Source organism: Streptomyces sp. NPDC058052 (assembly GCF_042885515.1).
Taxonomy (GTDB): domain Bacteria; phylum Actinomycetota; class Actinomycetes; order Streptomycetales; family Streptomycetaceae; genus Streptomyces.
Window position 1 is genome coordinate 228,201 of record NZ_JBHVRX010000004.1, and the last position, 16,981, is coordinate 245,181.

Annotated in this window: 15 protein-coding genes; 4 read left to right on the forward strand and 11 right to left on the reverse strand. The window is 74.6% G+C overall.

The annotated features are described in order from the left end of the window. Positions 1–238 precede the first annotated feature (238 nt). Positions 239–1,744 carry a peptide MFS transporter gene (locus ACFVU3_RS07745; protein ID WP_390064604.1) on the forward strand — a complete coding sequence of 502 codons (1,506 nt, stop codon included), beginning with the start codon at positions 239–241 and terminating at the stop codon, positions 1,742–1,744. A 74-nt stretch (positions 1,745–1,818) separates the two neighbouring features. Here the strand turns inward: ACFVU3_RS07745 and ACFVU3_RS07750 are convergent, their stop codons facing one another. From ACFVU3_RS07750 to ACFVU3_RS07775, 6 genes are all read right to left on the reverse strand, one after another. Then, complete coding sequence (locus tag ACFVU3_RS07750; RefSeq protein ID WP_390064905.1) at positions 1,819–3,132, reverse strand: hypothetical protein; 1,314 nt, start codon at positions 3,130–3,132, stop codon at positions 1,819–1,821. 38 nt (positions 3,133–3,170) lie between these two features. Then, complete coding sequence (locus ACFVU3_RS07755; protein WP_390064606.1) at positions 3,171–4,181, reverse strand: hypothetical protein; 1,011 nt, start codon at positions 4,179–4,181, stop codon at positions 3,171–3,173. After that, positions 4,178–4,987, reverse strand: coding sequence for a hypothetical protein (locus tag ACFVU3_RS07760; protein ID WP_390064607.1), 810 nt, complete (start codon positions 4,985–4,987; stop codon positions 4,178–4,180). The genes ACFVU3_RS07755 and ACFVU3_RS07760 overlap by 4 nt, the downstream gene beginning before the upstream one ends. Then, a complete protein-coding gene (locus ACFVU3_RS07765; RefSeq protein WP_390064609.1) occupies positions 4,984–5,667 on the reverse strand; it encodes a peptidase in 684 nt (227 codons plus the stop codon). The genes ACFVU3_RS07760 and ACFVU3_RS07765 overlap by 4 nt, the downstream gene beginning before the upstream one ends. A 166-nt stretch (positions 5,668–5,833) precedes the next feature. Then, complete coding sequence (locus ACFVU3_RS07770) at positions 5,834–6,253, reverse strand: ATP-binding protein (protein WP_390064611.1); 420 nt, start codon at positions 6,251–6,253, stop codon at positions 5,834–5,836. 78 nt (positions 6,254–6,331) lie between these two features. Continuing rightward, positions 6,332–6,709, reverse strand: coding sequence for an STAS domain-containing protein (locus tag ACFVU3_RS07775; protein ID WP_390064612.1), 378 nt, complete (start codon positions 6,707–6,709; stop codon positions 6,332–6,334). A gap of 208 nt (positions 6,710–6,917) precedes the next feature. Here ACFVU3_RS07775 and ACFVU3_RS07780 point away from each other — a divergent pair, with 208 nt between their 5' ends. The 3 genes from ACFVU3_RS07780 to ACFVU3_RS07790 all read left to right on the forward strand — a co-directional run bounded on the left by ACFVU3_RS07780 (position 6,918) and on the right by ACFVU3_RS07790 (position 11,284). Next, entirely contained in the window at positions 6,918–7,811 is an 894-nt protein-coding gene (locus ACFVU3_RS07780; RefSeq protein WP_390064613.1) for an RNA polymerase sigma factor SigF, read from the forward strand. Between the two features lie 189 nt (positions 7,812–8,000). Next, positions 8,001–9,200: a DegT/DnrJ/EryC1/StrS family aminotransferase gene (locus tag ACFVU3_RS07785; protein WP_390064615.1), complete on the forward strand. Its 1,200-nt coding sequence runs from the start codon at positions 8,001–8,003 to the stop codon at positions 9,198–9,200. Further along, positions 9,197–11,284: a lipopolysaccharide biosynthesis protein gene (locus ACFVU3_RS07790; protein WP_390064617.1), complete on the forward strand. Its 2,088-nt coding sequence runs from the start codon at positions 9,197–9,199 to the stop codon at positions 11,282–11,284. Before ACFVU3_RS07785 ends, ACFVU3_RS07790 begins: the two co-directional genes overlap by 4 nt. Positions 11,285–11,290: 6 nt before the next feature. On the opposite strand, the gene ACFVU3_RS07795 is transcribed toward ACFVU3_RS07790, so the two are convergent. The 5 genes from ACFVU3_RS07795 to ACFVU3_RS07815 form a co-directional block, all read right to left on the reverse strand. Further along, positions 11,291–12,352 (reverse strand): glycoside hydrolase family 26 protein, encoded by a 1,062-nt coding sequence (locus tag ACFVU3_RS07795; RefSeq protein ID WP_390064618.1) that lies wholly within the window; start codon positions 12,350–12,352, stop codon positions 11,291–11,293. After that, positions 12,349–12,813, reverse strand: coding sequence for a hypothetical protein (locus ACFVU3_RS07800; protein ID WP_390064619.1), 465 nt, complete (start codon positions 12,811–12,813; stop codon positions 12,349–12,351). The genes ACFVU3_RS07795 and ACFVU3_RS07800 overlap by 4 nt, the downstream gene beginning before the upstream one ends. Beyond that, a complete protein-coding gene (locus tag ACFVU3_RS07805) occupies positions 12,810–14,735 on the reverse strand; it encodes a hypothetical protein (RefSeq protein WP_390064621.1) in 1,926 nt (641 codons plus the stop codon). The genes ACFVU3_RS07800 and ACFVU3_RS07805 overlap by 4 nt, the downstream gene beginning before the upstream one ends. Before the next feature lie 137 nt (positions 14,736–14,872). Further along, the gene (locus ACFVU3_RS07810; RefSeq protein ID WP_390064622.1) at positions 14,873–15,682 is read right to left on the reverse strand and encodes a polysaccharide deacetylase family protein; all 810 of its coding nucleotides are present in this window, start codon (positions 15,680–15,682) and stop codon (positions 14,873–14,875) included. Next, positions 15,679–16,950 carry a glycosyltransferase gene (locus tag ACFVU3_RS07815; RefSeq protein ID WP_390064623.1) on the reverse strand — a complete coding sequence of 424 codons (1,272 nt, stop codon included), beginning with the start codon at positions 16,948–16,950 and terminating at the stop codon, positions 15,679–15,681. The genes ACFVU3_RS07810 and ACFVU3_RS07815 overlap by 4 nt, the downstream gene beginning before the upstream one ends. Positions 16,951–16,981: the final 31 nt, after the last annotated feature.

Sequence of the window (16,981 nt, forward strand, 5' to 3'; positions counted from 1 at the left end):
TAGCGGTAATCGGGGACCTTTGGACTGCTTCGTCAGCCAAGGTCCTCTTTTCTGCTCCGGGCCGGCTCCGCCGGCCCGGCAGACGGTGAACGACCTGTGGGCCGGGTCCCGCGGCGCGACGACGCGCGGCGGGGCGTGGATCCCGGGCGGGGCTCGGACGTCCCGGCCGGTGCCGGCCACCCCCCACCGGGCGCATCACGCTCACGAGGCGTCGCGTCCCGACAGAGCAAGGATCGACATGGCGGCAACGACCGTTTCCGCGGGTTCGGAGAAGACCTTCTTCGGGCATCCCCGCGGCCTCGCCACCCTCTTCATGACCGAGATGTGGGAGCGTTTCTCCTACTACGGCATGCGGGCGCTTCTCGTCCTGTACCTGGTCTCCGGCGGTGCCGACGCGGCGACCGGCAGCCAGGGTGGCGGACTGGCCATGACGGCCGCGACGGCCACGGCGATCTACTCCGTGTACGTGTCGATGGTCTACCTGATGGCCATGCCCGGCGGCTGGTTCGGCGACCGCGTCTGGGGCGCGCGCAAGACCGTCGCGATCGCCGGTTTCGTGATCATGGCGGGTCACCTGTCGCTGGCGCTGCCGGGCCAGGCCATGTTCTTCGTCGGTCTGGCGCTCGTCGCCGCCGGCTCCGGTCTGCTCAAGGCCAACATCTCGACGATGGTCGGCCACCTCTACGACGGCCCGGACGACCCGCGCCGTGACGGTGGCTTCACCCTCTTCTACATCGGCATCAACCTCGGTGCCTTCGTCGCCCCGTTCGTCGTCGGCACCGTCGGCGAGAAGGTCAACTGGCACCTCGGCTTCGCGCTCGCCGCGGTCGGCATGGGCCTGGGCCTGGTCCAGTTCCTCATCGGCACGAAGAACCTGAGCCCGAAGAGCAACGTCGTCCCGAACCCGCTGAGCCCGGCCGAGCGCAAGAGCGTCCTGGTCAAGGTCGCCACGGTGCTGGTCGTCGCCGCCGTCTTCTACGGCGTCGTCGTCGCGATGGGCATGTACACCCTGAACTGGGCGATCGTCCCGATCACCCTCGCCGGCCTGATCATCCCGGTCGCCGTCCTCGTCCGCATCAAGCGCGACAAGGACCTGTCGAAGACCGAGCAGTCGAAGATGACCGGCTACATCTGGTTCTTCGTCGCCGCCGCCGTCTTCTGGATGATCTACGACCAGGGCGGCTCGACCCTGTCGCTCTTCGCCGACGGCAAGACCGCCGACACCGTGCTCGGCTTCGGCTTCCCGGCCACCTGGTACCAGTCCCTGAACCCGCTCTTCGTCATGGCGCTGGCCCCGGTCTTCGCCTGGCTGTGGCTGTGGCTGGCCCGCAAGAACCAGGAGCCGAACACCATCGTGAAGTTCGCGATGGGCCTGGTCCTGGTCGGCGCGTCCTTCTTCGTCTTCATCGTCCCGATGAACATGGCGGGCGACGGCACCAAGGTCTCCCCGATGTGGCTGGTCTCGATCTACATGATCCAGACCATCGGTGAGCTGTGCCTCTCCCCGGTCGGCCTCTCCGTGACCACGAAGATGGCGCCGCAGAAGTACGCCTCCCAGATGATGGGCGTCTGGTTCCTCGCCGTCACCGCCGGTGACTGCACCACGGGTCTGCTCTCGCTGGCCGGTGTGGACCTGAACGGCACGGGGGTGATCGCCATGGAGGCGTCCCTGGCGGTCGTCGCGGGCATCGCGATCTACATGTACCGCAAGAAGGTCCAGACCCTCATGGGCGACGTGCACTGACGCACGGCAGGACGCACGGGAAGGCCCCGGGACACCGCACGGTGTCCCGGGGCCTTCCCGCTTCTCGCGGTGCCCTATCGGGTGCGGCGGGCCAGGCGCCGCCACGGGGTGAAGGTGAAGACGGCGCCGCCGAGGAGGATCGCCGTGCCGGCCACCAGGCCGAGGGCGCGCAGCGCGCCGTCCTCCTCGGCGCCGGTCTGGGCGAGGCCGTCGCCGCCGCCGGAGCCGTTCCCGGAGCCCGAGCCGTTGCCCGCGCCGCCGGAGCCGTTGCCGCTGCCGCCGTCGTCCGAGCCTCCGTTGTCGCCGGAGCCGTTGGTGCCTCCGGACTGCTTGGCGGTGTCGAGGGTGAGGGACGCGGCCGTGGAGCCCTTCACCGTGCACGGGATCTTGATCGGCTCGGCGCCCGGTGCGAGGACCACGGTGATGGTGAGGGTGCTCGGGGTGAGCGTGGCCTTGCCGGTGGCACCGGGCCGGTAGGTGCCCTTCATGTCGGTGAGGCTGACCATCTCGTCCTGCTTGAGCGCGGTGGGGTTCGGCGCGCCGGTGACCTTGACGGTGCCGCTGTCGTCCCCGCCGATCTTGATGTCCATGCTGGGCGTGAGGGCCTTCGCGGGCAGCGGGGCCGGGGTCGGCATGACGCCCTTGGCGGTCTTGACCGTCAGGTCGTACGCGCCTCCGTTCTTCTTGGCGCTGACGGACACCTTGGTGGTGATGGAGGGCGGCGCGCCGGGGCCGGTACAGGCGAAGGCCACGTCGACCTCCTTGCCCGGGAAGTCGGTCTGTCCGCCGCCCGAGCCGCCGCTGTCCGAGCCGCCGCCGCTGTCGGTGCCCCCTCCGCTGTCCGAACCACCGCCGCTGCCGGAGCCGCCGCCCGGGCCGCCTCCGCCGTCGGTCACCTTGATGGTGGCGCCGACGGGGACCTGCTCCTTCGGCGTGCACGTGGTGTTCGTCGACATCGGCTTGGACACGTTGATCGTGTACGCGTCGGGCGTCAGCGTGACGTCGCCCGCCTTGGTCAGTTTCAGGGTGCCCTTCATCTCGGGCAGGACCATGTCGGTGTTCTTGGGGATCGGCGGGTTCTGCCGGGGGCCCTCCATGGCGACCGTGCCGCTCTGGGCGCCGGCGACCTTCATGGTGCCGGTCGGCTTCACGGTGTTCGCGTCCAGATTCAGCATGTCGGGGTTCTTGGAGGCCGGTTTCACCGTCTTCCAGACGACCTCGACGGTGTCGCCCACCTTGGCGGTGGCGGGCGCGGAGACCAGCACCGTGGTGGTGCCCTGGACCGGCGGGAGGCCGGAGATCGACGGCGGGATGCACTCCGTCTTGAACGAGATCTGGGCGGCCTGCGCGGGACCGGCGGAGAGCAGGATCCCCGCGCCGCCGACCATCAGCGCGATCCCGGCCGCGATCGTCCTCCGTTGCGTGCTCACGAATGTCCCTTCGTCGTCGGACTGTTCTCGGACGGTGCGGAGTCGGGGAGGAACCACGGCAGGACCGCGGCCGTCCCGGGGCCGTCCGCGTCCGCCGGTACGGGGACGGGGACGGAGTGGCGGTTCCGGCCGCCGGCCCGGTCGACGAGGACCATGCCGATCCGGAAGAGGGCGGCGGGCACGACCACGGCGAGCAGGGCCCAGAAGAGGACGACGCCCCAGGGGCGGCCCACCTTCCAGGGGCGTTCGGCCAGGACCTTCCCGCCGTAGGAGACGGAGACCCGGTAGTCGCCGTGGGCGCCGGCGGAGAGCTCGACGTCGAGCTCGATCTGCGCCTTCTGCCCGGGCTTGATGGTGCCGCGCCACTGGTGTTCCTCGTCGCTCGGGGCGAGGACGCCGCGCGCGGTGCCGACGAGGAAGACGGGGTCGCGGACGGGGGCGGTGCCGAGGTTCCCGACGGTGAGGACGAGGGTGCGGCCGGGCGGCGCCCCGAACCAGGCCAGGATCCCGCTCGACCCGTCGAGGCGGGCGGCGGTGAGGACGGCGAGGCGTCCGTCGCCGGCGGCGTCGGGGAGCGGGGCCGCGGGGTGTCCGGCGACGGTGAAGCCGGCGTCGACGACGTCCTGCTGGCCGGTGACGCCGGAGACGTGGACGACGCAGGGGCAGGGCCTGGGCGGGGCGACGACCGGCAGTTTGACGCTGAAGGCGCCGCGCGGGTCGACGGTGGCGGCCCGGCCGTCGGTGTTGGCACAGGAGTTGGTGCCGCCGACGACGCCCTTCTCGGGGGTGCCCTGTCCGCAGAGCAGCACCATGAGCAGCGCGCCGGCCTTCCAGCCGGTGCCGCTGACGGTGATCTCGCCGCCCTTGGCCGCCTGGTTCTGCGAGACGGCCACGGCGGGGTCGCCGGGGGCGGGCGCGGCGGGCGCGGGCGCGGCCGGGAGCAGGGCGAGGGCGAGGGCCGTGAGCAGCGCGGCCAGGGCCGTACGGGCGCGGGCGGCCGGTCTCATGCGGGTGCTCCCTTCGTGCGGGCCCGGTGCCGGCGGCGTGCCGCGCGGGCCGTGCCGCCGGCCGCCGCGAGCAGCAGGGCGGCGGTGCCGGCGAGGGCGGGCCCGGAGGCGAAGACGGTGTCGGCGGTGGCGGTGGCGGGGGTGGCTCCGGGCGCGGTGGCGGTGAGCCGGACGGTGACGGAGTCGAGGGCGGGCGGGTCGGGCCAGGGTTCGGTGCGGGCGGCGCGCTCGCCGGGGCGGAGGCTGAGCGGCAGGGCGCGGCCGGGGCGGTCGAGGACGGGGCCGAGGAGGCCGTCGGCGCGGACGGCGAGGCGGGGCCGGTCGAGGACGGTGCTGCCGCGGTTGACGAGGGTGTAGTGGAGGGTGCCGGTGGCGCGGTCGACGCGGGCGTCCTCGACGGTGAGGGCGGCGAGTTCGGGGCCGCTGACCTTCAGGCGCAGGTCGACGGTGGTGCGCCGGTCGCCGGCCGCGGCCCGTACGGTGCCGCGGTGTTCGCCGGGCGGGGTGCCGGCGGCGACGGTGACGGCGAAGGGCACGTCGGCGCGGGTGCGGGCGGGCACGGTGACGGTGCGGGCGGCGAAGGCGACGGCGGCGGGCCCGTCGCCCGTGAGGGTGACGGTGAGCGGCCGGGCCCCCGGGTTCGTGACGGAGAGGGTGTCCTCCAGGACGCTGCCGGCCGGTCCTTCGAGATAGGCGTACGGCCGGCCGGCCGCCGGAGCGGCGGTCCAGGCGGGGGCGGCGGGGGGCGCGGCGCCGAGCGTGCCGAGGACGGCGGCGGCGAGGAGCGCGTACCGGGTCCTGGTCATGGGCGGGCCGGGCGGGGGCGGCGGGTGAGCCAGAGGAGTCCGCCGGCGCCGCCGAGGAGGACGGTGCCGCCGAGGGTGCCGAGGGCGGTGGTGGTGGAGAGGCCGCCGGTCCTGGGCAGTTCGCCGCCGGGCAGTCCGTCCGCCTCGTCCTCCTCGGTGGACCCGGCCGGGGGCGGGGCGTCCTTCCCGGGGAGGCCGGTGACGGTGAGGGTGAGGGAGGGGCCGGGCTTGTTCGAGGCGGTGCAGACGGCGGCGTCCATGCCGAGGGCGTGGACGGTGAGCCGTCCGGCGGTGAGGGTGACCGTGCCGTCGGCCCGGGGCGTGTAGGTGCCGGTGAGGGTGCCGATCCTGATGGGGGTGAAGGCGGGGATCGCGGCGGCGTTGGGGACGCCCTTCACCTGGACGGTGCCCTGGTCGTCGCCGCCGAGGACGAGGTCGGCGCGGGGGGTCATGACGCCCTTGGGGAGTTCGACGGGGCTGTCGGAGACGCCCTTGTCGAAGGTCATGGTGATCGCGTAGGCGTCGCCCTTCCGCTCGGCCGTGATGTCCACGGGCGAGACGGCGCTGCGGTCGCCGATCTCGGTTCTGCACTGGTACGCCACGTCGACGACCTCGGCGTGGGCGGCGGGCGCGGCGGCCAGGCCGGCCGGCGTCCAGACCGCGACGGCGGCCGTGAGCACGGCGGCCGCCCTCCTCCGGTTCGGCTTCCTGTCCACCCGCGACCCCTCACCGCATTTTCCTGACGTCCCATCAGATTGGGCGTCAAGGTACGCCTGGGGCCGTACGGAGGGAAGAAGAGCGACGGTGAAAGTCCTGCGGCGGCCCGATACCGGGCGCGGGCAACCGTCAGGCGGGAGCGGCCAGTTCGGCCCAGACCGTCTTGCCGGGGGCGCCCGGGACGCGCTGGATGCCCCAGTCCAGGCAGAGCCGCTGGACGATGAACATGCCGTGTCCGCCGGGGCGTCCGGCCCGGTGCGGGGTGCGGGGCGCGGGGTGGCCGGCACCCCGGTCGGTGACCTCCAGGCGGACGGTCCCGGTGAGGCGGACCACCCGGAGCCGCTCGGGGCCCTCGGCGTGCAGGCAGGCGTTGGTGACGAGTTCGGAGACGACGAGCAGGACGTCCTCGGCGGCGGCCCGGCGGTCGGCGCTGGCGGCGGGCAGCCAGCCCCACTCGGTCAGCGCGGTGCGGGTGAAGTCACGGGCGAGCGGGACGGTGCCGCTGGTCTCCCCGAGCGCGAGCGTACGCACGTCGGAAGCCTGGTCCATCAGCGCTTCACCTCACCGGTCGACGAGACAACAGGGGCAGGGACGAGAAAGGGGGCGGTGCGACGGGTCCGGCGGGAGTCAGCCGGAGCCGGGCAGGGCGGTGGCGAGGGTGTCGTGCACCGTGAAGACCGCCTCCGCGCCGGTGATCCGGAAGACCCGGGACACGGCGGGCCGCATGGCCACCAGATGGACCGCGCCGCCGGCGGCCTCGGCCCGCAGCCGCGCCCCGAGGAGCACGTTGAGACCGGTCGAGTCGCAGAAGGCGAGCCCCGCGCAGTCGACGACGAGCCGGACGCGGCCGGCGTCGAGGGCCGCGTCGAGCGGGGCGCGCAGCAGTTCGGCCGTGTGGTGATCGAGCTCACCCACCGGGACGAGAAGTTCGGCGCCGCCGTCCACGGCCCTTGCCTCGACCCGCAGTCGCGCGGGCTGCGCACTGCCGATGTGCTGGCGGTCCATGGCCGGGTGCCCTCCTCGGTCGACTCCGAAGAACCCTACTAGTGGGGCCCCTTCCGGCGCACACGAGCCCCCCACAAAACCGCCCAAAACGGATTATTGCCACTTGCAACGATCGCCGCCGAGCAGGTAGGGCTAGTAAGGAACACCCGATCCAGCCGGCTTTGGAGGCGCCGCACACCGCACCCGGACATCCACCCTGAGGAGACCCATGTCACCCCGGCTCGACGCCCCGCGCACCCCCACCGCGCCGTCGACAGCAGACCTTCCCCGTCCCGCCGACTCCACACCCGCGCTCCCCCCGGCGCTCGACGGCCCCCTCGACCGGGTCGCCCCGGCCGACGCCCGGGCCCTCTCGAAGGAGCTCTTCGCCCGGCTCACCGAGCTGGAGGAGGGCACCCACGAGTACGCGTACGTCCGCAACACCCTCGTCGAACTCAACCTGGCCCTGGTCCGCTTCGCCGCCGCCCGCTTCGGCACCCGCAGCGAACCCATGGAGGACATCGTCCAGGTCGGCACGATCGGCCTCATCAAGGCCATCGACCGCTTCGAACTCGCCCGCGGCGTCGAGTTCCCCACCTTCGCGATGCCCACGATCATCGGCGAGATCAAGCGCTTCTTCCGCGACACCTCCTGGTCCGTCCACGTCCCCCGCCGGCTCCAGGAGCTCCGCCTCGACCTGGCCCGGGCCGGCGACGCCCTCTCCCAGCGCCTCGACCGGGCGCCCACCGTCACCGAACTCGCCGCCGAACTCGGCATCACCGCGGACGAGGTCGTCGAGGGCATGGCCGCCAGCAACGCCTACACGGCCGCCTCGCTGGACGCCCAGACCGAGGACGACGACCACGGGCAGAACGAGACCACCCTCGCCGACCGGCTCGGCTACGAGGACCACGGCCTGACCGGCATCGAGTACGTCGCCTCGCTCAAGCCGATGATCGCCTCGCTCCCCGAACGCGAACGGCTCATCCTCTCCCTCCGGTTCGTCACCGGACTCACCCAGTCGGAGATCGGCGCCGAACTCGGCATCTCCCAGATGCACGTCTCCCGGCTGCTCTCCCGCACCCTCGCCCGGCTCCGCCGCGGACTCACCCTGGAGGAATGACACCTCTCTGGAGGAACGACCTCCACCGACCCCCGCGAACCGCCAAGATAGCGACGGAAAGGGCCCGTTCACGGTCGACCGACCCGGACGGGCCCTTCCGCGCGACCACGGCGGACGCCGGGCGGGGCGTTGTTGACGTCCCCGTCCGGAATGGGCGACATTGAGCCCGTGGATTCAGGGGGGAATCTCATGGTTTCTGCGTACGCGGAACTGGAAGAACGCATGCGCGCACGGCTGGGGGGCCGGGAGTGCCTCTACGTGCCGTCGTGCCGCCTCGGCCTCTACCTCGCGCTGCGCCGCTGGTGCGCGCCGGGCGGCCGGGTGCTCATGTCGCCCGTCAACGACGACGTCATCTTCTTCGTCGTCCTCGCCGCCGGACTCCGGCCCGTCCAGGCGCCGCTCGACCCGCGCGACGGCTCCCTCGACCCGGCGGCCGTCCCCGACTCCGTCTGGTCCGGACTCTCCGCCGTCCTCACCACCAACCTGTACGGCAACCCCGACCCGGCCCCCGCCCTGCGCGCCCGCTGCGACCGGCTCGGCATCCCGCTCCTGGAGGACGCCGCCCACGCCATCGGCACCACCGTCGGCGGCCGCCCGGTCGGCGCCTGGGGCGACGCCTCCGTCTTCAGCCTCTCCAAGCACACCGGCGCCAAGACCGGCGGCTTCCTCGCCGTCGCCGACCCGGCGCTGCGCGACGGACTCGCCGCCGAGCGCGACGCGATGCTCCGCCCGGCCCGGCTCGCCAAGGAACTCGCCTACCTGGCCCGCCCGTACGCCGAGGCCGCCGTCCGCGGACTGCGCCTCGCCCGCCCCACCCACGCCGCCCTGCGCGCGGCCGGACTGCACGAACGGCCCGGGATCCGGATGCCGTTGCGCCCCGGCGAGCTGACCCGGGCCCTCGGCGCGGCACCCGCCCTCGACCCCTTCCACTCCTGGATCCGGGTCGACATGCACGACTACCGGCTCCGGCCCGGCGCCGCCCGCCTCGGCCGCACCCGCCGCCGGCTCGCCGCCCTCGACACCGTCCTCGACGCCCACCGCGCCGGCACCGCCCGCCTCCTGGCCAGCGAGTACTCCGCGCGGGGCCTCCCGGCCGACGGCGAGGCCGCCCCGCTCTTCCGGGTGCCCCTGCTGGTCGAGGACCGGGACGCCGCCGTCGCCGCGCTCGCCCGCCGCGGGATCACCGTCGGCTACCTCTACGACCCGCCGCTCGACAGCTACGCCGGGGAGGCGTTCACCGACCCCTCCCCCGCGCCGGCCGCCGCCGCCTGGTTCGCCCGGCACGCCCTGCCCGTGGACCCGCGCCGCGCCGACGAGGCGCTCGCCGCGCTGCGCGCCTCCGGCGCCCGGCCCGTCGCGCCCTCGCCCGCCCTCGGCGGCGCCCGGTGACCGACACCGTACGGACGCGGGGCGCCGACCCGGACGCCCCGGGAGCGCCCGGCGCCGGGGCCTCCGAGGCGAAGGGCGGCGACGGGGACTCCGCGGGCGACGACTCGCTCTTCCGCAACGCCTACGCCCTGATGCTCTCCACCGGCGTCTCCGCCGCCCTCGGTCTCGGCTTCTGGCTGGTCGCCGCCCGCTACTACACGGAGGAGGCCGTCGGCCAGGGCTCCGCCGCCATCGCCGCCCAGCGGATGCTCGCCTCCATCACGGCGACCACCCTCTCCGGCGCGGTCGTCCGCTACGTCCCCCGGGCCGGCCGCGCCACCGGCCCCCTCGTGGTGCGCCTCTACCTCCTCAGCACGGTGGTGGTGGCCGCCGCCTCCGGGATCTTCCTGCTCACCCTGGACTGGTGGGGGCCCTCGTACGCCCCGCTCGGCACCCTCTCCGCCGGGATCTTCTTCACCCTGTCCTCGGTCGGCTGGGCGCTGCTCACCCTCCAGGACGGGGTCCTCACCGGCCTGCGCAAGGCGTTCTGGGTGCCGGTGGGCAACGCGGTCTTCTCCGTCGGCAAGCTCGTGCTGCTCGTCGTCCTCGCCGCCGCCCTGCCCGTCCTCGGCGTCTTCGTCTCCTGGGCGGCGGCGATCGCGCTCTCCACGATCCCGCTGGCCTGGCTGGTCTTCCGCCGGCTCATCCCGCAGCAGGCCCGCGCCGACAAGGACCGCGAGCCGCCCACGTACCGCGAGATCGGGCGCTTCGTCGCCGGGGACGCGGTGGGCGCCTTCTTCAGCCTGCTCATGATCAGCCTGCTGCCGGTCATGGTCGCGGTCCGCTTCGACGCCGCGCACAACGCCTTCTTCTACACGGCGTACACCGTCGGCGGCACCATGGAGTTCATGGCCATCAACATGGCCTCCTCGCTCACCGCGCACGCCTCCCACAGCCCCGACTCGCTCGCCGAGGGCGTCCGGGGCGCGCTGCGCCGGATGGTGCTGCTGCTCGTCCCGGTCGTCCTCGTCCTGGTCCTCTTCGCGCCGCTGATCCTCGCCCCCTTCGGCCCGGGCTACACCGACAACGGCTCGACCGTGCTGCGGCTGCTCGCCGCCGGGGCGCTCCCCCGGGTCGCGGTGGAGCTGTACATCGGGGTGCTCCGCGTCCAGGGCCGCACCGGGATGCTCGCCGTCGTCCAGGGCGGCATGTGCGTGCTGGTGCTGGGCGGCGCGGCCGTCCTGCTGGGCCCGTACGGCATCAGCGGGGCCGGGATGGCGGTGCTCGGCGGGATGACCGTGATGGCCGTGGCGTGCGTGCCGGGGCTGCGGGCGGTCCTCAGGGGCAAGGAGCCCGAGGCCCCGGCCGCGCCCGCCACCGCCGCCGACGACGACGGGTACGGCACCAGCTGGGCGCGGCAGAGCGCCTATCTGCGCTCCACGGCCGCCCAGGACACCGTGACGCCCGCCTACGGCATCCCCGTGTACGTGCCCCGGCCGCGCCCGCCGGTGCCCGCGCCCGAGCCCGCCGCACCGCCGCCGGCCGTACGGGACCGCTCGCTGCCCGCCGTGCTGTGGGCGCTGCTCGCGGCGACGGTGCTCGCCTTCTGGCTGCCGCTGGCCTTCGCCGCCCCGCTCGACGCCGCCCGGCCCTCCGGCAGGGACCTGCTCGCGGCGCTCCCGGCGCCGACCCTGCTGGCCGGTCTGGTGCTGGTCGTCCTCCAGGGCGCGGCGGTCGGCCCGCGCGCCTTCCGCGGCGGCTACGCGGGCGCGGTGCTGGTGGCCACCTTCCTCGCCCTGCACACCGCGCCGCCGCTCCTGGGCCTGCTCCCGCCGGTCGCGGCGGGTCCGGGCGCCGAGCTGCTGGGCACGGGCCCGGCGACCCGGTTCGCACCGGTGGTGGCGCAGGGCCTGTGCCTGGCGCTGGCGGCGGTGCTGCTGCGGCTGCTGGGGGCGGGCGGGCGGATCACGGCCGGGGCGGTGTGGGTGCTGACCTGGGCCGGCTGGGCGGCCCAGCAGTCCCTCGCCACCGGTCCGCTCCCGCTGCTGCTCGGCCTGTCCGGGGTCACGATGGCGGTGTACGCGATCCGGGGCCTGCGGTCCTGACCCGGCTCAGGACCGGGGCAGGGGCTGCCGGAAGTACGGGTCCTGGCCGGCGGTCCGGTACCCCTGGAGCCCCGCGCCGGAGTTGACGGTGAGGTCGCAGCCGGGGCCGGGGACGGGCCGGTTCCAGTGGACGTACGCCTTGGCCTCGGGGAGGGTCGGGGCGACCTGGGGGATCTTCGCGTACCAGTCGCGCTGGCGCTCGGGGCGCTCCGGGTCGGGGGCGGTGGCGAACTCGGCGAGCATGATCGGTTTCCGGTCGGAGACGTTCTCGCGGAGCCAGTCGTAGGTGGGGCGCTGGCTGGCGTCGAAGTCCCGCCAGGTGTCGGTGCCGTGGCAGCGGTAGTAGTTGTACTGGTCCATGCCGATCCAGTCGACGTACCGGTCGCCGGGGTAGAGGCGTTTCATCTCGTCGGCCATGCCGAGGTAGCCGGAGACGGTCCACACCCAGACGACGTTGTCGGCGCCGAGCTTCCGGAAGCGGTCGTGGAGGTGCCGGTAGGCGGCGACGTACTCGGCGGGGGTGCCGGCGCCCTCCTTGATGCGGGCGTCGACCTCCTGGTCGAAGGAGAGGAAGACGCGCTTGCCGTACTCCTTCACGCGGCGGATCTGCGGGTCGATGATCTCGGCGTCGTACCGTCCCGAGGCGATGTCCTTCCAGCCGAGCTGGGTCTCGGTCCAGCCGGCGTGGTGGGGTTCCTTCCAGACGGTGGACTCCCAGGCGAGCATCAGCAGCCGGTCGCGGCCGAGTTCGCGTTCGTCGTCGGTGAGGAGGGTCCCGTCGAGGGCGTTGCCCGACATGTCGTGGTACGTGTACACGAGGTCGAGCTTGCGGCCGATCTTCCGCTCGAAGGCGTACACGGGCCGGGTGAGCGAGCTGTCCTGGTCGTAGGGGAGGTAGGCGCCCCACCAGGCTCCGCAGGGGGCGACGAGCCGGGAGTCGGGGGCGCAGCGGTCGCCGCCCTCGGCGACGGTGGCCCACACCCCTATCCCCGCGGTCAGCGCGCCGACGGCGGCGAGGGCGACCGCGAGGCGTCCGGTGGCGGTGCCCCGGGCGTGCCGGCCGGTCACCGGCCCCCACCGGGCCCTCGTTCGCGGGACAGGAAGGACTCGGCGCCGTCGGGTTCGACGGCGCCTCTGGTGGCGGCGGGCAGCGGGAGGCCGGGCAGGAAGGCGACGACCGTGGTGAGGACGGCGAGCGGGACGAGGAAGGCGGGCACGGAGAAACCTCCGATCAGGAAGAGGAACGTGGCGGTGAGCGCGGCGAGGGCGAGGCTGAGCGGGGCGGCGAGCGCGAAGGACTCCAGCCGGGCGCCCGGGCGCAGTCCGCGCGGCTGGGGGTGGAGCAGGGCGAGGCCGGGGCCGAGGCAGACGAAGACGAGGACGGGCGGCCAGCGGAGCGGGAAGCCGTCGGGGAGGAGGGTCGCGGCGAGGGCGAGCCAGCCGGAGGCGGCGACGACGGCCCCGGCCCGGTGGCGGCGCCGGGGCGGCGCGGGGGCCGGGGCGGGGGGTGTGGTCGGGTCCGTGGTCACGAGGCACCGCCCGGGGTGGTGGTCGACGGGGTGTAGGCGAGGACGATCCCGTACGGGTGCTCCTCGACGGTCCTGAACAGCGGGGACGCCTTGAGCCGGTCGCGCAGCAGGGTGAAACCGCCGGCGGGCAGCAGTCCCTCGCCCGCGGTGTAGATGTCCTGGGTGCGGGTGAGGACGACCTGGGCGGTGACGCCGCGCGGGATGCGGTCGGCGAGGTAGCGGGCCGGGTCGGCGAGCATCCGCGCGTTCTCGGCCGGGTCCTGTTCGCAGAACCACCAGTGCTCGACCTCGTCGTAGCGGTGCAGGGCCTGCGGGAAGGAGCCGGAGGTGGCGAGGAGCAGCCCGTCGGCCGGCATCGCGTCGATCGCGCGGGTGACCAGCGCGGACTCGGCGGGCGGGGTGTAGTACATGGCGTCCTTGCCGTAGTACGCGGGCAGGAAGCCGGCGGTCAGGACGAGGAGGACGGCCGGGAGGGCGACGGCGGTGGCCCGGCGGCGGACGACGGCGCCGCGGCTGCGGCGGGCGCCGCCGGCGGCGGGGACGAGCGCGGCGGCGGCGAAGAACGCGGCGCCGGGCAGCCCGAAGAGGTAGACGCGGAAGAGCATCTCGCCGCCGTAGTCGTTGACGGCGAAGAGCGGTACGGGGGCGGCCGAGGCGAGCAGCAGCGGCAGGGCGCCGCGGGTGAGGCGGCGGCGGGCGAGGACGGCGACGCCGGCGAAGAGGACGACGGCGAGGGCCATGGCGATGCCGGCCTTGCCGGCCAGTTCGGGGCCGGGGCCGGTGAGCTGTCCGGTGTATCCGGCGCGGGAGTTCTGGGTGAGCCGGCCGAGGGAGTCCTTGAGGGTGCCCAGGGTCTCCAGGAAGAGCGGGCGGCCCATGGTGAGGTTCCAGGCCAGCATGATCAGGCCGGTGACGGCGAGGAGGCCGAGGTTGCGGTAGCGGCGGGTGAGGCAGAGCGCGGCCAGGACGACGCAGAGCATGACCGGGGTGAGCTGGTGGACCGCGTTGATCGCCAGGATCAGCGGGGACAGGATCAGCACCCCGGCGGCCCGCTGCCGGAGGGTCGTGGACGGCGGCACGGCGGCGGCCGCCGGGTCGAGGAGGGCGCGGTCGCGGAGCCGTCCGGCGGAGCCGGGCCGGACGAAGTGACGCAGGACGACGGCGAGCACGGTCAGGTGGAGGACGTAGGCGAGGCCCTGCGGGGCGAGGTAGTCCTGGCCGACCCAGTTGGCGAGCTGGAAGATCCAGACGGCGGTCCAGACGAGCCGCCAGTCCTCGGTGAAGGTGCGGTAGAGGAGCACGAGCACCGGGAGGAGGATCAGGCCGAGGACGATGGGCGCCCAGTTGAGGTAGACGGCGGTGGACTCGACGCCGAAGGCGCGGACCAGGGCGGCGTTGAGGGTGAAGAAGCCGGGCCACTGGTCGTAGGCGGACATGTTGCCGGACAGGGCGGCGTGCGGGCGGAGTTCGCCGGCGCCGAGGATGGTGTTGACGACGGCGTCGTGCTTGGACGCCCACGGGTAGCGGACCGAGTCGTAGAGGACGGCGGGCGCGGCCTTGAGCGCGACGAGCAGTCCGACGCAGTAGACGAGCGGCCAGCCCGGCGAGGTCCCGGCGCGGCGCAGCGCCACCAGGAAGCCGGCGGTGAGGACGACGAGGGAGGCGTAGAACGGGACGGGCAGCCGGTCGAGGAGCCCGTAGTCGTCCATGGTGCGGAAGTCGACCAGGGGCAGCGAGAGGCCCCACAGGCCGAGGCCGAGCACCAGGAGGGCGGGGGCCGTCCAGGCGAGCGCCGGGGCGGCGCGGCGCGGGCGCGGCGCGGGTGGACTCGGCCGGCCGGTGTCCTCCTGGCCGGGGGCGGCGGGCTGTGCGGGCACGGCCCCCTCGCTCACCGGTGCCGTCTCCTGGTGGTGCTGTCGCACGACGCGTTCTCCCCCCACTGTCCCCTCGGACGAGGCAAGGGAACGTACTTCGGTTCTGTCCCGGTACACAACTCCCGTCTCGTGTACGGGCTTTGTCGATCTTGCTCCGGCTTGTCCGGTCGCCTCCGGGCGACCGCTCAGCCGGCGAACACGGGCCCCTTCACCAGCGCCCGTGCCCTGCGGTAGAGCCGCCAGCCGACGGTGGGCAGCGAGTCGGGGTACGGGGCGGTCCTGGCGCCCGTGCCCTCCATCCACGCCTCGACGTCGGCGGCGGTGTGGTCGCGGCGGACGATGAGCCGGGCGATCCGGAAGAGCTCGTCGGTCTCGGAGCTGAGCGCGTGCCGGACGGCGACGGCGGAGGCGTACCCGGCGGCCCGCGCGGCCCGGCGGACGGCCGGGCTGTTGTAGCCGTGCGGGTAGGCGAGGTGGCGTACCTCGTGGCCGAGGACGTCCTCCAGTTCGGCCTTGGAGTCGCGCAGTTCGGCGCGGAGCGCGGCGGGCCGGAGGGTGTCGAGCTGGGGGTGGCTGACGGTGTGGCCGCCGACCTCCATGCCGTACTCCTCCAGGCGGGGGGCCTGCGCCAGGGCCATCATCGGCGCGGGCGGCAGGAGGCACGGCCGGCCGGGGACGAGGGCGCCGGTGGTGAGGTAGGCGGTGGCGGGCAGGGACCGGGCGGCGAGCGCCTCGGCGGTGGGGCCGGCGAGGTCGGCGAAGCCGTCGTCGAAGGTGAGGACGACGGGCCGGGGCGGCAGCGGGGTGCCGGCGGCGAGGTGCCCGACGAGCGCGCCGACGGTGAGCGGGGTGCGGCCGCTGCCGGTGATCGCGTCGAGGTGCTCCGCGAACCGGCGCGGGGTGACGGTGAACTCGGCGATCCAGGCGGGCGGGTCGTCCGTCACGGGGTGGTAGAGCAGGACGGGTATGCGGGTGTGCGCGGGGGCGCCGCTCATCGGGAGGCTCCGTTCATCCGCGCCCTGAGGTAGCCCAGCGGGCCGTAGAGCATGCCGCGCCGCTCCAGGCGGGAGAGGGAGGCGGGCCACGGGTGGTGCCGGGTGCCGTGCTCGCCGGGGACCCCGTCGCTCCCGCCGCCGCGTTCGGCGGTCATCGTCCGGGCGTGCGCGAGGCCGCGCGGCACCCGGGCGAGGAGGGCGGGGAGGAGGGCGGGGCGGCGGACCAGGGTGGCGGTGAGGTACGCGGTGAGGCCGGCGCCGTAGCCGTACGCCTGGTTCCTGAGGTCCTGCCAGGTCTCGCGGTGGTGGTGCCAGACGAGGGCGTCGGGCGTGTAGCGGAGCCGGTGTCCGGCGGCGAGGACGGCGACGAAGGCGTAGAGGTCGTCGCCGCCCCGGGCCGGGGTCCCGGTGCCGGTGGCGGGGTCGAAGCCGCCGGCGCGGCGGAGCGCGGAGGCCCGGAAGGCCATGTTGGCGCCGGAGCCGAAGCTGCCCGCGGTGAACGGGAACAGCGGCTCGTCGGCCGGCGGGCGGGCCGGGTCGTACAGCCGGGGCGCGAAGCCCTTGGCGAAGCCGCCGTGGGACTCCAGGAGGATCTGGGCGGGGGTGGTGAGCCGGGCGGGCAGGATGAGGCCGGTGACGCAGCCGAGGCCGGGGTCGGCGGCGAAGGGCGCGGCGAGGGCGGTCAGCCAGCGCGGGTCGGCGATGACGTCGTCGTCGGTGAAGGCGAGAACCTCGCCGCCGGCGGCGGCGACCCCGGCGTTGTGGGCGGCGGCGAGGCCGGGCCGGTCCTCCCGCACGTACCGGACGCGGCCCGCGTACGCGCCCGTGACCAGGTCGCGGGTGGCGGAGGTGCGGGGCGCGTTGTCGACGACGACCAGTTCGTGGTCGGGGTGGTCCTGGGCGAGCAGCGAGTCGAGGGCGCGGGCGAGGGAGCCGGGGCGCTCGCGGGTGGCGACGATCACGGAGGCGCGGGGAGGCGCGGCGGCCCGCGGCGGCTCGGCGGCGGCCAGCCGTTCGGCGTCGGCGACGGGGGCGGTGCCGTCCGTCAGCCGCTTCGCCGCGAGCGCGGCGAGCACCTCGGCCGGGTCCTCGCCCGCCTCGTACCGCCCGAGGACGGTGGCGGCGGGGCGGCCGGCGACGCGGACGAGGGCGTAGACGTCGCCGGGGACCGGCTCGTCCGCTCCGGGCGCCGCCCGGAGCCCGAGCACCGGCCCTTCGGGCGCGGCCAGGTCGAGCTCCACCACGGCTATGGCTGACTGCTGGTTCATCGGGGTCCCTGAGGAGTGACGGGGCGGTACG

What these genes read in the sequence shown, in the direction of transcription:
- ACFVU3_RS07750 (WP_390064905.1), bottom strand. Translation starts at nt 3,132, where the DNA reads ATGGTCGGCGGCGCGGGGATCCTGCTCTCCGCCGGTCCCGCGCAGGCC.
- ACFVU3_RS07760 (WP_390064607.1), bottom strand. Translation starts at nt 4,987, where the DNA reads ATGACCAGGACCCGGTACGCGCTCCTCGCCGCCGCCGTCCTCGGCACG.
- ACFVU3_RS07755 (WP_390064606.1), bottom strand. Translation starts at nt 4,181, where the DNA reads ATGAGACCGGCCGCCCGCGCCCGTACGGCCCTGGCCGCGCTGCTCACG.
- ACFVU3_RS07785 (WP_390064615.1), top strand. Translation starts at nt 8,001, where the DNA reads ATGGTTTCTGCGTACGCGGAACTGGAAGAACGCATGCGCGCACGGCTG.
- ACFVU3_RS07780 (WP_390064613.1), top strand. Translation starts at nt 6,918, where the DNA reads ATGTCACCCCGGCTCGACGCCCCGCGCACCCCCACCGCGCCGTCGACA.
- ACFVU3_RS07815 (WP_390064623.1), bottom strand. Translation starts at nt 16,950, where the DNA reads ATGAACCAGCAGTCAGCCATAGCCGTGGTGGAGCTCGACCTGGCCGCG.
- ACFVU3_RS07770 (WP_390064611.1), bottom strand. Translation starts at nt 6,253, where the DNA reads ATGGACCAGGCTTCCGACGTGCGTACGCTCGCGCTCGGGGAGACCAGC.
- ACFVU3_RS07810 (WP_390064622.1), bottom strand. Translation starts at nt 15,682, where the DNA reads ATGAGCGGCGCCCCCGCGCACACCCGCATACCCGTCCTGCTCTACCAC.
- ACFVU3_RS07775 (WP_390064612.1), bottom strand. Translation starts at nt 6,709, where the DNA reads ATGGACCGCCAGCACATCGGCAGTGCGCAGCCCGCGCGACTGCGGGTC.
- ACFVU3_RS07745 (WP_390064604.1), top strand. Translation starts at nt 239, where the DNA reads ATGGCGGCAACGACCGTTTCCGCGGGTTCGGAGAAGACCTTCTTCGGG.